Below are 13,280 nucleotides of genomic sequence, written 5' to 3' on the forward strand. Positions count from 1 at the left end.
GGGTGTTCTATTGATTTTTAAGTTGTGACTTAAATAGTTGCAAGATGGGATTGTCATTCCCTTTGCGGAATGCATAAAGCTGGATGACTGGCTGGATGGGGACGGTGGTGATGGGGCGAAATATAACCCCATCAAACCGTAAAGTGGACGCACCTTGTGGAATGACGGCAACGCCTAGTCCTGCTCGTACCAACGCGAGCATGGTATGGATTTGGCTCACGTATTCTACGATCTCCGGCTGGACCGCAGATTTTTCAAATAAGCTACTCAGCAAGAGATGGAAATACTTGGCTTCGTACGGCGAATACATCAATAAAGGTTTTTGGTCAAAATCATTGATAATCGGGTTCAAAGGCCACTCATCTTTTAGGCGCTCTGGTATGGCGAGCACCAAGGCTTCTGTTGAACAAGGAAGCGTCTCGATGTCGCCATGATCGACCGGTGGGCGGAGGACACCCAAGTCAATTTGTCTCGCGTCTAATGCCTCTAGCTGGTCGCTACTCACCATTTCTTTTAACGTTAAACGAATATCGGGTGAAATATCCCGAATACGTTTGACGATCTCCGGTAGCAAGCCATAACCGACCGACGCCGTAAATCCAATCGCGAGGGAGCCAGAATCACCCCGAGCGATGCGCCTTGCTGTCGATGCTGCCTCATTCGCGAGTCGCAAGATCCTGTGTGCATCAGGTAAAAAACTGCGTCCTGCCGCCGTCAGTTGTACCGAGCGACTGTTTCTCTCTAGCAGGGCTGTCCCCACCTGGTGTTCTAACAGCCGTATCTGTCGGCTGAGGGGCGGCTGCGTCATATTGAGTCGTTCCGCAGCACGCCCAAAGTGTAGTTCTTCGGCGACTGCCACAAAACATCGTAAATGGCTGAGTTCAAACATCGATTCAAAAAAGGTATTGATTGAGACAGTGTTTATTCTGTACTTGAATCGATCAGAGTGCAAGAATACCAGCACAACTTAACAACATACAGGTGACACTGATGACGCAATACACGCCAAAAGAATTCGCGAAGCAGATTGGTAGCGGCTTACTCTCTTTTCCGATTACCCATTTCAAATCTGATTATTCGCTGGATGAGTCCGCTTATCGTCAAAATTTAAACTGGCTCTTTAGCCACGACGCTGCGGGCTTATTTGCCGCTGGTGGTACAGGCGAATTTTTCTCATTGACACCATCAGAAGTCGATCGCGTGGTACGTGCAGCAGTAGAGGAAACGAAGGGACGTATTCCTGTCATCGCACCTGCTGGCTATGGCACAGCGACAGCCAAAGAATATTGCAAAGCGGCAGAAGAGGCAGGTGCGGACGGGATTCTCTTGTTGCCACCTTACCTGACAGAAGCATCAAAAGGTGGTGTGGCAAATCACGTGGAAGAAGTGTGTAAATCAACCAAGCTAGGTGTGATTTTATACAACCGTGCTAATCAGGTGCTCGATGAAGTTGAGTTAGAAAAATTGACGGAACGCTGCCCGAATTTAGTGGGATTTAAAGATGGTGTTGGTGACATTGAGCTGATGACCAAGATTTATTCTCGTATGGGCGACCGTTTCACTTACATCGGTGGCTTGCCGACGGCAGAAACATTTGCGTTGCCTTACCTTGAAATGGGAGTGACAACCTACTCTTCAGCGATCTTTAACTTCGTACCGCAATTTGCGCTCGATTTTTACGCCGCTGTCAGAGCACGCGACCATGCTACGGTATATCGTATGCTTAATGAGTTTGTCTTACCTTACATCGCTTTACGCAATCGCAAACGTGGTTATGCTGTGTCTATTGTGAAAGCAGGCATGAAGGTGGTGGGGCGTGATGCAGGTCCAGTCCGTACGCCACTGACTGATTTGACCGAGAGTGAATTGGCCGAATTGGCACTACTGGTGAAACGGATTAGTTGATTGCATCAAATGATTTAGCAGCCTTCGACAAGAGGTCTGTCAGCGGAATCAACAACGAAGAATAATGAACAGGGCTTGGTTTGCAATGGTGAATCAAGCCCGATTCGCTTATCTCACTGATAACTATACTGTGCAGAGATAGCACAAAGAAATCGAGACAACCATGTTCAACATATTGAGTCGTAAACACTCTCAATCATCTGGTCAACGGACCAAGCCGACGCACGTCAGATATAGTATTTTAGCAATGCTCTTTTTTGTGACTGCCTTTAATTATGCAGACCGCGCCACCTTATCGATTACAGGTACAGCGATTCAAAAAGAATTTGGTATCGATGCTGCTTCTCTTGGTATCGTTTTTTCTGCTTTTTCTTGGTTTTATGTAGCAGCGCAAATTCCTGGTGGCTGGCTATTGGATAAATTTGGTACTCGCATTGTCTATGCCTTCAGTATCGGCCTATGGTCTCTTTTTACCTTACTCCAGGGTGTCTCTGGCTTTGTGTTAGGTGGATCGGCGATTGCTACTTTTTTTATTTTACGGGCGGCAGTCGGGGTCGCAGAAGCGCCTTCTTTTCCGGGGAATAGTCGCTTAGTGGCATCGTGGTTCCCAACAGATGAACGCGGTATGGCATCTGCAATTTTTAATTCAGCGCAATATTTTGCCACGGTATTGTTTGCACCGTTGATGGCGTGGATTGCTCATTACTATGGCTGGCGCGAAGTGTACTACGTCATGGGGATCACCGGTATCGTACTGGCGCTGGTGTGGCTTCAATTCATTCATGAACCTAACCAACATCCGCGCGTCAATGAGCTGGAGTTGATGCACATTCAACAGGGTGGGGCAGTGCGGACTATGTTGTTCAAAGATAGTCCTTCACGTCAGCCATCGACAATGAAGTATCTGCCGCAATTGCTACGAAATCGAATGTTGTTGGGTGTTTATTTCGGTCAATATTTTATCAATACACTGACTTACTTTTTTCTGACGTGGTTTCCGGTTTATTTGGTACAAGCACGTGGCATGACGATTTTAAAGGCAGGTTTTATCGCCACCTTACCAGCGATTGCGGGCTTTTTAGGCGGCATTTTGGGAGGATGGATCTCAGATCGTATGATTAAACGTGGGTTTTCACTGACGGTATCTCGGAAGACCCCGATTGTCGTTGGGATGTTGCTGTCGACGAGCATTATCCTTTGTAATTATGTTGACTCACCGATGGTCGTGGTCGCGGTGATGGCTTTTTCCTTTTTCGGTAAAGGCGTCGGCGCACTCGGGTGGGCGGTTGTTTCTGATACGGCACCAAAGGAAATTGGTGGGTTGAGTGGTGCCTTGTTTAATATGTTTGGCAATATCGCGGGGATTACCACACCGATTGTTATTGGTTTTCTCGTCTCGAAAACAGGGTCGTTTTCTTGGTCACTCGTTTATGTAGGTGCCAATGCGATTGGCGCTATCGTTTGCTATCTGTTTATTGTGAAAGAGATTAAGCGTGTGGAGATACGGGCAATCCCTTAGCCCCAAAGCGTCAGACGTCATCGTGGCTGGCGTGTCAAGGACAACCGCCAGCCATGTGAGAGGAAACTGCTATTGCTTAGAATGGCGTGTCAATCATGCCTTGTACACCTGGTCGAATGAGAATCGTCTTACCTGCCCAAGGATCAGGATCGCTAGGATCAGGACGGATGGAGGTGATCAGCAGCGATTGACCGTCGTCTCCGCCAAAGCTACACATGGCGGGCTTTTTCATAGGAAGATCAATTTTCCGATCGATCTTACCGGCGGGTGTCATCCGATAAACCACTGATCCATCATTACCGCAGATCCAATAGCAGCCATCAATATCCATGGCTGCGCCATCAGGCCGTCCTGGGATATCACGCATATCAAAAAAGAGCGTTTGGTTGGAAGGTGTTCCTGTGCTGATATCGTAGTCAAAACGCCAGATAAATTGGCGGTGCGGATGGGAGTCGGACAAGTACATCGTTTTTCCATCCGGCGACCAAGCTAATCCATTTTGAGTGAGTAGTTCACTGACAAAGGGCCCCGCAAGTTGATGATCGTTGGTCAGTCGATAGAGGTTGCCGATGGCTTTTGCGGCACCCATGTCCATGAACATCGATCCTGACCAGTAGCGGCCTTGCCGATCGGTTCTACCGTCATTCCAGCGGATGCCAGGTCCTTTTTCTGGCAGTGCTGCTACCAGTTCACACGTTGGTGCTGACGTATCGTTGAGGGAAAGATAAAACAGCCCCGTCTCCATCGCCGCCAAAAACTCACCATTTTTTCTGAGTGCAATATTGGCGAGCATTTCGGGTGTGGTCCATGAAGTCTCGGTGCCACTCTGTGGCTGATAGCGCCATAGCGTTTTCGAAGGGATATCCACCCAAAACCATGCCGTCTGTGCAGGGTGCCAGAGAGGGCTCTCTCCGACCTGACACGTGGTCGAAGAGACATACTCAATCATAGAAGTATTCATAGTGCATGCATTAAGACATCAGAGATCATAAATATCGCGGTGCACTGGTACCAGGAGTTTCATGATGGACCAAGCCAGTAGATACGCGATCGCACAGAAGCTAAACATAATCGTGTAACCAGTTTCAATATGACCGAGCGCTTTATAGTAGTCGAATAACCATCCACCCGCCTTGGAAACAGCTACACCACCTAAACCACCCGCCATCCCGCCAATCCCTACAACGGAGGCCACTGCTTTTTTTGGGAACATGTCAGAGACTGTCGTAAAGATATTGGCAGACCAAGCTTGATGCGCCGATGCCCCGATACCGATCAAAATGATAGGCACCCAAGAACTGATGAAGCCCAGAGGCTGCGCCAGTAAGACGACCAGCGGGAAGAGAGCGATGAGGAACATCGCTTTCATACGACCCGTGTAGGGTGCCATGCCAGCTCCCATGAAGTAGGCAGGTAACCAGCCACCGCCAATACTACCGACCATGGTCATACTGTATAACACCATCAGAGGGATAATTAAATCCGTCTGATGCATTTGATATTTGCTTTCAAGATACTTCGGCAGCCAAAATAAAAAGAACCACCAGACGCCATCTGTGAGAAATTTTCCAATCATGAACGACCATGTTTGGCGGTAATTCAATAATTTAATCCATGGGGTGTTTTGACGAAAAGCCTGACTTGTCACCGCCTGCTGTACTTCATCTTTGATAATGTAGTGACGCTCCGCATCGCCCATTCTTTTTTGTGATTCTGGTTTGTCGTAAAAGATCTGCCAAACGACGAGCCAGATAAAACCAATGCCACCAATGATTTCGAAGGCGGCCTGCCAACCCCATGTCGCGGCGATCAGCGGCACAGTTAAGGGTGCCAGGATCGCGCCGATGTTGGCACCCGAATTGAAAATACCGGTGGCGAGTGAGCGTTCGTGCTTGGGGAAATATTCCGCAGTGGCTTTGATGGCCGCGGGGAAGTTCCCCGCTTCACCTAAGGCAAGGACGGCGCGCGAAAGCATAAAACCCACGATAGAAGCGGGGAACACGGTCAAGCCGACAGCCGCCATGATATTGGAGAGCAATGTCCCTGCGGGTAAAGCGTAAGCGTGGAGGATCGCACCAGAAGACCAAATAGCGATAGCGACCGTGTAGGCAGCTTTTGTACCAATTTTATCGATGATGCGCCCAGCAAACAGCATTGATAGCGCATAGATGAACTGAAAAATGGCTGTGATGTTGGCGTAGTCCGTATTGGTCCAGCCGAACTCAGCAGAGAGTTGAGGTGCAAGGAGACTTAATACTTGTCGGTCAAGATAATTGATGGTTGTGGCGAAGAATAAGAGGGCACATATCACCCATCGATATTTGCCGATTTGGTTTTGGTTCATGCAAGCGTCTCCAGATATAAACTATCTCTTTTTGGATATTTTTGTGGTTACGCACACCGGAGAAAAGCGCTCCGATGTGCGTACCGATGTGCGTACCGATGTGCGTACCGATGTGATTCGGCGTTAATGTCGAGCTGACGACAGGTAGATCACCTGTTGATTAAGAGGCAGAGAAAGCGCCGTCCACAAGGCGATTTAACTTCCACTCATTACTATTTTTTAAGGCAGACGGGAGTAACTGCTCCGGTATTGCCTGATAACAAACAGGGCGTAAGAAGCGATCTATCGCCGTAGCGCCAACGGAGGTTGTTCTGCTATCGGAAGTGGCAGGGAAAGGGCCGCCATGAACCATCGAGTGACAAACTTCAACACCCGTTGGAAAACCGTTAAACAAGATCCGACCGACTTTTCTTTCCAATACCGGAATCAGACGTGCAGCGGCTTCGTGGTCCGCACTGGTTGCGTGGACTGTCGCTGTCAACTGACCCTCTAACAGCTTGGTGATGGCAATGGTTTGTTCCAGATCATCACACATGACAATCACAGACGAAGGACCAAAAACCTCTTCCTGCAATGCTGCATTGGCAATGAAGTCACGTGCGTTGCACAGAGAAATCATTCCTTGCGCTTGATAGCCCGTTGGTGTCGTCGAAGGCAGACCTTCAGCTAAGACATCTAAGGTGATCTGTTGTTTGAGTTTCTCCGTACCTTGATGAAACGCGTGCGCGATACCGGGTGTCAGCATCGTTTGTGCTGCTTTTTGCGCCATCGCTACTTTGGCCGCTTCGATAAAGCGAGTGGCTGCATCGCTTTTTTTCAAGAAGACCAATCCAGGATTGGTACAGAATTGGCCGGCACCCAACGTCAATGAATCAATGAAATCTTTCGCCAGCGATTCTGCGTTGTTTTCTAAGACGTCTGGTAACAGATAGACAGGGTTGATACTGCTCATTTCTGCATAAACGGGGATGGGTACGTGACGGGCTTGTGCTGTCCGGAGTAAGGACAAACCACCTGACCGAGAACCAGTAAAACCAACTGCCTGAATCGCTGGGTGGGATACTAAATGTTGGCCGACCGCAGCACCCGCACCGATCAACATCGAGAAGACGCCTTCATGCAGATTGCATGTTTGTACGGCTTTTTGAATCGCTTTGCCAACCAGTTCCGACGTGCCAGGATGGGCATTATGTGCTTTGACAACGACAGGACAACCTGCCGCAAACGCGGACGCTGTGTCACCACCCGCAACAGAAAAGGCTAATGGGAAATTACTGGCACCAAAGACGGCAACAGGACCTAATGCAATCTTTTGCATCCGCAGATCAGGGCGTGGAGGCACACGATCAGGCAGCGCAGAATCCAGCGTCGCAGACAGAAAATCCCCATCGCGTACCACTTTGGCAAACAGTTTTAATTGATTCACTGTTCTGCCACGTTCACCTTCTAATCGCGCAACAGGCAAACCTGTTTCGAGATGCGCGCGTTCAATCAGTGCAGGACCAATGTTGAAGATTTCTTGTGCGATTGTTTCTAAAAAGAGTGCGCGCTGCTCCAGTGAGGTATAACGGAAGCTATCATCCGCCTGGCTGGCTAACTCGCAGGCCAGATCGACTTGTTCGTTGGTGGCATAACCAAATTCAGGCGAGAGCTTTTCGCCATTAGCAGGGTTGATTGCACATACTGCACCATTGGTTCCAACGATCTGTTGGCGTCCAATGAGCATTTCTCCGCGAATTTCCATGTTCTTTCCTATCGATTGCTACGGTCAGTAGCGTATGGTTTTTAGAAATAAAACAGCAGAAACGATGGCGCTATGATTGTCATCGTTCCTGCGGTTTATCCCAATCATTTTTACATAAGTATTACGTTTGTTTTTGAATCAAACGCAACAATAATTCATCTTCTTCCGCAGTGAGATCTGTCAGTGGTGCACGCACGGGGCCAGCGCTATGTCCAACTAAGCGTGCACCAGCTTTGACGATACTGACGGCGTACCCCGCCTTACGATTACGGATCGCTAAGTACGGCAGGAAAAATTCGTCGATCAGGCGATTGGTTGTTGCGTGATCGTCAGCGGCGATCGCATGATAAAAATCCATTGCCAGTTGAGGGACGAAGTTAAACACGGCAGAAGAATACACAGGAACACCAAGCGCTTTATACGCAGCAGCGTACACTTCAGCGGTCGGCAAGCCACCGAGGTAAGAGAAGCGATCACCCATACGGCGCCAGATCGATACCATCAATTCGATATCGCCAATGCCATCTTTAAAGCCGATTAGGTTAGGGCAGCGATCCGCTAATATTGCTAATGAGTCTGGTGTCAAACGGCAAACACCGCGGTTATAGACAACAACACCAAAACGGACCGAGCGGCAGACTTGTTCTACATGCGCAATCAATCCCTCTTGACTTGCTTCTGTCAGGTAGTGTGGCAACAATAAAATACCATCCGCGCCCAAGCGCTCTGCCTCTTGTGCATGCGCAATGGCGACGCGCGTAGGTCCACCCGCACCCGCGATGATAGGTACCTTGCCACGGCAGCTGTCGACAGCAGTACCAATAATTGAGCCGTATTCGTCATTCGTTAAGGAGAAATATTCACCTGTGCCACCCGCCGCGAACAAGGCACTTGCGCCAAAGGGGGCGAGCCATTCAAGGCGTTCGATGTATCCCGCACGATGAAAATTACCCTCGGCATCGAAGTCGGTGAGGGGGAATGACAGTAGGCCATGGGACAAGATTTTTTTTAAATCATTCGGGTGCATAGGTTCTCCGTAATGTAGATGGATGCCGATGGATGTTGAATAGGGGTTTTCAATGTCAGAAAATAAACAGAATCATCGAATTGATTAAAGTCGTAGGACATCGTACAACTTAATTTTTGCAAATGCAAGGCTTAGCTGTTTTCAGCCGTTGCGCCGTTTTATCGGGCGGTGATGTGCAAAAAATATACGCACATCCGGCATTCAAGGCATTATGTATTTTGCGTCAGGGCTTGCTGAATGCGTTGTTCTGCTTCTCTGAGGCGCTCACGGCTGTTGCTCAGATGCGTTCTCATGGCGGCACGGGCACCTTCAGAGTCTTTTCTGAGAATGGCCGAACAGATATCTTCATGTTCGTTGTTGACGCGCAAAAGGTAGCTCTCTGTCGCTTCGTGATTGAGCTCGGCAGAATTCAATCGTGCCCGTGGGATTAATTCTCCACCGAGATTCGACAAAATATTGACGAAGTAAGGGTTGCCGGTTGCTTGAGCGATGAGCTGATGAAAGCGTTGATCAGCACTCACCGATTCTTGACTCGACTTACTGGTTTTGATGGCGGCAAACGCCTCTGAGATGGCAGTCATTTGCTCTTCACTGCGCCGAGAGGCTGCTAGCCATGCCGCTTCTGTTTCTAGACTAATCCTGAGCTCCAAAATATCAAGCACATCACGCATGGTGATAATTGCTTGATGTTGGAAGCTGATTGTCTGCGCTGGCGGTTCCTGAATGAAGGTCCCAATACCATGCTGGGTCTTCACCAGACCCTCGGCGCGCAGATGCGAGATGGCTTCTCTCACAACAGTCCGGCTGACGTCGTACATCTCCATGATCGCCGATTCGGTGGCAAGTTTTTCGCCTGCCTTCAATTTTCCCGATTTGATGTCGGCAGCAATACTCTCCGCTAAGCTTTGCGAAAGGCTTTTGTGTCGTTTGCGCTCAGGTTGGGTAATTGGCATAGCGAGATCGATGATTGCGGAATTGCCCCGATTGTAATTGAAAAGCAACCAAGTTTGGGAGGGAGATGTGAGAGCGACCCCAGCCGATCTGACCCCATGTCCTAGAAACACAAATAAAGAGAAACAGATAACATCATTCAGCCCTCAAAGGTTTTATCCTGTTCATCCACTGCATTGAAGGCGATATTTCTTCAAAAACGTGATCACAAGCACGAACACTTATCGGTGCCGTTGTGCTTGCTCATTTGCATCAAGCCATGATTTTTGTTGGTGAGGTGATACGATATCGTATTACTGAATGCTCGCAATCATGAAGGTGAAATACCTGCCATCGGCGACAGAATGAGCGCCGAGATCCTTGTTCTCAATGATGTATCAATTAATCGATTTTCAGAATGGATTCACCCTAACCCCATGCAAACAATTGAATTAAACACAAAGAACGGCGCAAGCTGCAAGATCGCATTGAATGGTGCCCATATTTTTTCATGGTGTACTGCGGATGGGCAAGAGCAATTGTTTTTGAGCCGCCGTACTGCTTGGAAAAATAATGAAGCGATCCGAGGTGGGATCCCCGTGATATTTCCTCAGTTTGCTGACATGGGACCATTAGTGAAGCATGGCTTTGCGAGATCCTCCCTGTGGCATCTCCTACCTGATCCTGTCGGCGACGACGCAGATGATAGCGCAACAGTTTCCTGTGTTCGACTTTGTTTGACAGAGCAGGACCTTGGCGACGCCAGCGAACAAGGATGGGACTATCGTTTTCATGTCGAACTGATGGTGACGCTATCCGATGATACGCTCCAGCTTCGTTTGATGGTCACTAATACCGATACGCGAACTATTGCATTTCAGTCGGGTTTCCATCCGTATTTTCGCATTGCGTGCCGCTACCCTGAAGTGATTGGATTACGACCGACACGTTGTTTCGATAAATTAACGCAGCAAGTCGGCGTTCAACCGGATTCGGCGGGGATGGTCATTACCAGCGCTATTGATACGATTTATAGTCAAAGTCATGACGATCTCGTGCTCAAGGACCATGATCGGCACGTATCGATTCGTCGACATGGTTTTCAGGATACGGTTGTCTGGACACCTTGGGAGGGCGCGGGTGATCTACCTGATGATTTAGAGCCTGGAGATGGTCGATTATTTCTCTGCGTGGAACCAATTAACGTGAATAACAACGTGCAGTTGGCATCAGGAAAAAAATGGATGGGCGAAATGTACGTCACCGCAAAATCAGGTCAGACATCTTCTGGTACTTGAATGTAAAAATGGCTGTATTTACGATTTATTGTTGCTAACTCAGCATGAATGGATGAATAGATGCCTCTACCATTGTTATGATATCGATATTCATCAATTAGCGTGAGCGCTTTAGGCACGGATGCCCCAATGGTAATCATCGTTTCAACGATGTCGACAGAAAAGTGAGATGTATGGACCTTCAACTGTACGTCCTTCTCACTCTTGTCGTCGATATTGTCCTTATTGTTATTCTTGTCTTCCCTTGGCTGAAAGATCGGCATAGTTGGCATGCACTGTCTTGGGCGATAGGACAGGCATCGATGAGTTTGGGTATTGCAACGACGTTGTACACTGGTTATGTGGGTCCGCAATGCATTGTTTTGGCGATGTTGTTGACAATGAGTGTCTTTGGCTTTATCGCAGGTACGGAATTCTTCATTGGGAATATAGGTCGCAAAGACTTACGGCGGATCAGTATCGGCGCAACGGTCTTTTTCCTCTTTGTTTCCATTCTCTGGCTCTACGACAAAAGATTGGTTGAGCCGACGACAGCGAATGCGTTGGGATGCGCTTTGCTCTGGTCGGGCTATCGGCTAGTCAAATATCGCAATACCTATCGATGGCTCGGATCTGTCTTGCTCGTGCGGGGCCTGTTTAATGTGCTGAATGGGTGTCAGCTTTTGCCAGACAATATTCAGCTCTGGTTTGTTTTCTCTGTGTCGATCAAGACCATTTCCATTCTGTCGTTGATCTACGCGGTGCAAGAAAGAATTCGGTTGCGCTACGCCCATTCTGTCAATAGCCTCAGTTCTGGGCTTGTCATTATTGATTTGCAAGGACATATCCATGTTATTAACGAGGCTGCTGCGAAGTTGCTTGGGTATCCTGACACGACCGGCCTGGTCGGAAAGTATGTGGCGGGTCGTTTGTTAGGAATCAATCGTCAAGAAGTGATGCACTATTTTCAAAGTTTTGCGCTGGGTAAACGTGGATATCCCATGGTGGATACATTCACCGTCCGTCATCAAAGTGGGGCATTTGTGTCTTTAGAGGTGATTGCTTCACCTTACAAGGAGCAAGGGCGCTTGTACTGCATGATGCAAATTTTCGATATCAGCGAACGCAAAAAGAAAGACGAGCAGTTGTACTACGCGGCGAATTTCGACAGTGTGACTGGTTGTCTCAATCGGTATGGGTTGGTAACCACTTTAGCTGAGTTGATTAAACACGCTGATATAGAAGGACATTCGCTATCGCTATTAGTGATCGACATTGATAGATTCAAGCGATTGATTGATTCTTTTGGGCACCTTGTTGCCGATGCCGTATTAAAGCAAGTTGCCGAACGTCTCAATAAATTCTTAAGGCCCAGTGATCGTCTTGCTCGATTGAGTGGAGACCAATTTGTGATCATCTTATCTGACGTTGCTCCAGGCGAAAACGTGAAGGTCGCGAGTTACTTTAGTGATTTGGTGATGGGTGCTTTTTCTCAACACTTCATCCTAACGCATCAAAGCGTAAAGCTATCAGCAAGCATTGGGATTGCTAATTATCCTGAGCATGGCAATGATGCTGAGGAGTTGATTCGAAACGCTGATATCGCCTTGTCTGCTGGCAGAAATGCGGATAAAGGACATTATTGCTTCTTTCAAAAGGATATGATTTCCTATGCCCGTGATGCCATGATCGACAGTGCGTTGCGTGCAGCGATTTCGACGGATGAACTCCATTTGGTGTATCAACCTATTGTCGATGCCGTCACGTACGAAGTGAAAAAAATAGAAGTGTTATTGCGGTGGACGAGCAGTCAGTTTGGCGTGATTTCTCCCGATCGCTTTATTCCTGTCGCAGAACAGAGTGATCTGATTGTGGAATTAGGCACTTGGGTGATTCATCAAGCTTGCCGAGAGTTATCGGCGCTCGAACACGATATCGACAAGGTGAGAATCAGTATTAATGTTTCTTCTCGCCAGTTAACTGATCCGGCATTTTTTAATGTCATTGATCAAGCGCTATCGTCCCATCATCTGCGACCTCAGCAGCTCGAATTAGAATTAACTGAGCGTGTGTTGATCGATGATGGTACGAGTGTCCATGCTGTTTTATCTCGTCTCAATCAACTGGGCGTGGGAATTTCGCTAGACGATTTTGGCACGGGTTTTTCCTCATTGAGTTATTTAACGCGCTTTCAAATCAATACGATTAAGATCGATAGAGCGTTTGTTTTTGACATGGAAACTAGTCCACGTCATAAAAACTTGGTTGCCGCCATCATCGCCATGGCTCACAGCCTAGAGATGGAGATTGTTGCAGAAGGCGTTGAATTGCAGTCGCAGGCCGAGTCCTTGACCTCGATGAAATGCCACTACCTGCAAGGCTATTTTATTTCTCGACCAATGCCATTGACAGCGGTCAGTGAATTCGTTCGCCACAACCCATTCGTACGAGGACAATCGACATCGTCTCTTGCTCTATAGCCTTTACACTTTGATATCGTGTAGTATCATAGGAACTGATGGTTGTTCAGGATA

At 48.1% G+C, this 13,280-nt stretch carries 11 protein-coding genes; 5 read left to right on the forward strand and 6 right to left on the reverse strand.

Going from position 1 to position 13,280, the window contains the following annotated elements; all coding sequences use genetic code 11:
• Positions 1–7 precede the first annotated feature (7 nt).
• The gene (locus ACO0K2_RS02775) at positions 8–889 is read right to left on the reverse strand and encodes a LysR family transcriptional regulator (RefSeq protein WP_423015494.1); all 882 of its coding nucleotides are present in this window, start codon (positions 887–889) and stop codon (positions 8–10) included.
• Between the two features lie 101 nt (positions 890–990).
• Between ACO0K2_RS02775 and kdgD (ACO0K2_RS02780) the strand changes: the two genes are divergently transcribed.
• Together kdgD (ACO0K2_RS02780) and ACO0K2_RS02785 are read left to right on the forward strand one after the other, a co-directional pair.
• Positions 991–1,905 (forward strand): 5-dehydro-4-deoxyglucarate dehydratase, encoded by a 915-nt coding sequence (kdgD, locus tag ACO0K2_RS02780; RefSeq protein ID WP_423015496.1) that lies wholly within the window; start codon positions 991–993, stop codon positions 1,903–1,905.
• A 163-nt stretch (positions 1,906–2,068) separates the two neighbouring features.
• Positions 2,069–3,424: an MFS transporter gene (locus ACO0K2_RS02785; protein ID WP_423015498.1), complete on the forward strand. Its 1,356-nt coding sequence runs from the start codon at positions 2,069–2,071 to the stop codon at positions 3,422–3,424.
• Positions 3,425–3,500: 76 nt separating this feature from the next.
• Here the strand turns inward: ACO0K2_RS02785 and ACO0K2_RS02790 are convergent, their stop codons facing one another.
• Together ACO0K2_RS02790 and ACO0K2_RS02795 are read right to left on the reverse strand one after the other, a co-directional pair.
• Positions 3,501–4,385: an SMP-30/gluconolactonase/LRE family protein gene (locus ACO0K2_RS02790; RefSeq protein ID WP_423015500.1), complete on the reverse strand. Its 885-nt coding sequence runs from the start codon at positions 4,383–4,385 to the stop codon at positions 3,501–3,503.
• An 18-nt stretch (positions 4,386–4,403) separates the two neighbouring features.
• Positions 4,404–5,768, reverse strand: a complete 1,365-nt coding sequence (locus tag ACO0K2_RS02795; protein WP_423015502.1) for an MFS transporter — start codon at positions 5,766–5,768, stop codon at positions 4,404–4,406.
• Here ACO0K2_RS02795 and ACO0K2_RS02800 point away from each other — a divergent pair.
• A complete protein-coding gene (locus ACO0K2_RS02800) occupies positions 5,767–5,895 on the forward strand; it encodes a hypothetical protein (RefSeq protein WP_423015504.1) in 129 nt (42 codons plus the stop codon). The two genes, ACO0K2_RS02795 and ACO0K2_RS02800, sit on opposite strands and share 2 nt — an antisense overlap.
• Positions 5,896–5,928: 33 nt before the next feature.
• On the opposite strand, the gene ACO0K2_RS02805 is transcribed toward ACO0K2_RS02800, so the two are convergent.
• The 3 genes from ACO0K2_RS02805 to ACO0K2_RS02815 form a co-directional block, all read right to left on the reverse strand.
• On the reverse strand, positions 5,929–7,512 hold the full coding sequence (locus ACO0K2_RS02805) for an aldehyde dehydrogenase (NADP(+)) (protein ID WP_423015506.1): 1,584 nt from the start codon (positions 7,510–7,512) through the stop codon (positions 5,929–5,931).
• A gap of 121 nt (positions 7,513–7,633) precedes the next feature.
• Positions 7,634–8,539, reverse strand: a complete 906-nt coding sequence (gene kdgD / locus ACO0K2_RS02810; RefSeq protein WP_423015508.1) for a 5-dehydro-4-deoxyglucarate dehydratase — start codon at positions 8,537–8,539, stop codon at positions 7,634–7,636.
• A gap of 209 nt (positions 8,540–8,748) precedes the next feature.
• Positions 8,749–9,492, reverse strand: a complete 744-nt coding sequence (locus tag ACO0K2_RS02815) for a FadR/GntR family transcriptional regulator (protein ID WP_423015510.1) — start codon at positions 9,490–9,492, stop codon at positions 8,749–8,751.
• A 342-nt stretch (positions 9,493–9,834) separates the two neighbouring features.
• Here ACO0K2_RS02815 and ACO0K2_RS02820 point away from each other — a divergent pair, with 342 nt between their 5' ends.
• Together ACO0K2_RS02820 and ACO0K2_RS02825 are read left to right on the forward strand one after the other, a co-directional pair.
• Positions 9,835–10,767 (forward strand): hypothetical protein, encoded by a 933-nt coding sequence (locus ACO0K2_RS02820; protein ID WP_423015512.1) that lies wholly within the window; start codon positions 9,835–9,837, stop codon positions 10,765–10,767.
• Positions 10,768–10,940: 173 nt separating this feature from the next.
• Positions 10,941–13,226, forward strand: coding sequence for a putative bifunctional diguanylate cyclase/phosphodiesterase (locus ACO0K2_RS02825; protein WP_423015515.1), 2,286 nt, complete (start codon positions 10,941–10,943; stop codon positions 13,224–13,226).
• The last annotated feature ends 54 nt before the right edge of the window (positions 13,227–13,280 follow it).

It is taken from the genome of Undibacterium sp. MH2W (genome assembly GCF_049340215.1).
Taxonomy (GTDB): Bacteria; Pseudomonadota; Gammaproteobacteria; order Burkholderiales; family Burkholderiaceae_D; genus Undibacterium.

Bases quoted from the DNA above. Each gene is read 5' to 3' on its own strand.
- ACO0K2_RS02805 (WP_423015506.1), bottom strand. From the start codon at position 7,512: ATGGAAATTCGCGGAGAAATGCTCATTGGACGCCAACAGATCGTTGGA.
- kdgD (WP_423015508.1), bottom strand. From the start codon at position 8,539: ATGCACCCGAATGATTTAAAAAAAATCTTGTCCCATGGCCTACTGTCA.
- ACO0K2_RS02795 (WP_423015502.1), bottom strand. From the start codon at position 5,768: ATGAACCAAAACCAAATCGGCAAATATCGATGGGTGATATGTGCCCTC.
- ACO0K2_RS02800 (WP_423015504.1), top strand. From the start codon at position 5,767: ATGCAAGCGTCTCCAGATATAAACTATCTCTTTTTGGATATTTTTGTG.
- ACO0K2_RS02790 (WP_423015500.1), bottom strand. From the start codon at position 4,385: ATGAATACTTCTATGATTGAGTATGTCTCTTCGACCACGTGTCAGGTC.
- ACO0K2_RS02775 (WP_423015494.1), bottom strand. From the start codon at position 889: ATGTTTGAACTCAGCCATTTACGATGTTTTGTGGCAGTCGCCGAAGAA.
- ACO0K2_RS02785 (WP_423015498.1), top strand. From the start codon at position 2,069: ATGTTCAACATATTGAGTCGTAAACACTCTCAATCATCTGGTCAACGG.
- kdgD (WP_423015496.1), top strand. From the start codon at position 991: ATGACGCAATACACGCCAAAAGAATTCGCGAAGCAGATTGGTAGCGGC.
- ACO0K2_RS02820 (WP_423015512.1), top strand. From the start codon at position 9,835: ATGAGCGCCGAGATCCTTGTTCTCAATGATGTATCAATTAATCGATTT.
- ACO0K2_RS02815 (WP_423015510.1), bottom strand. From the start codon at position 9,492: ATGCCAATTACCCAACCTGAGCGCAAACGACACAAAAGCCTTTCGCAA.
- ACO0K2_RS02825 (WP_423015515.1), top strand. From the start codon at position 10,941: ATGGACCTTCAACTGTACGTCCTTCTCACTCTTGTCGTCGATATTGTC.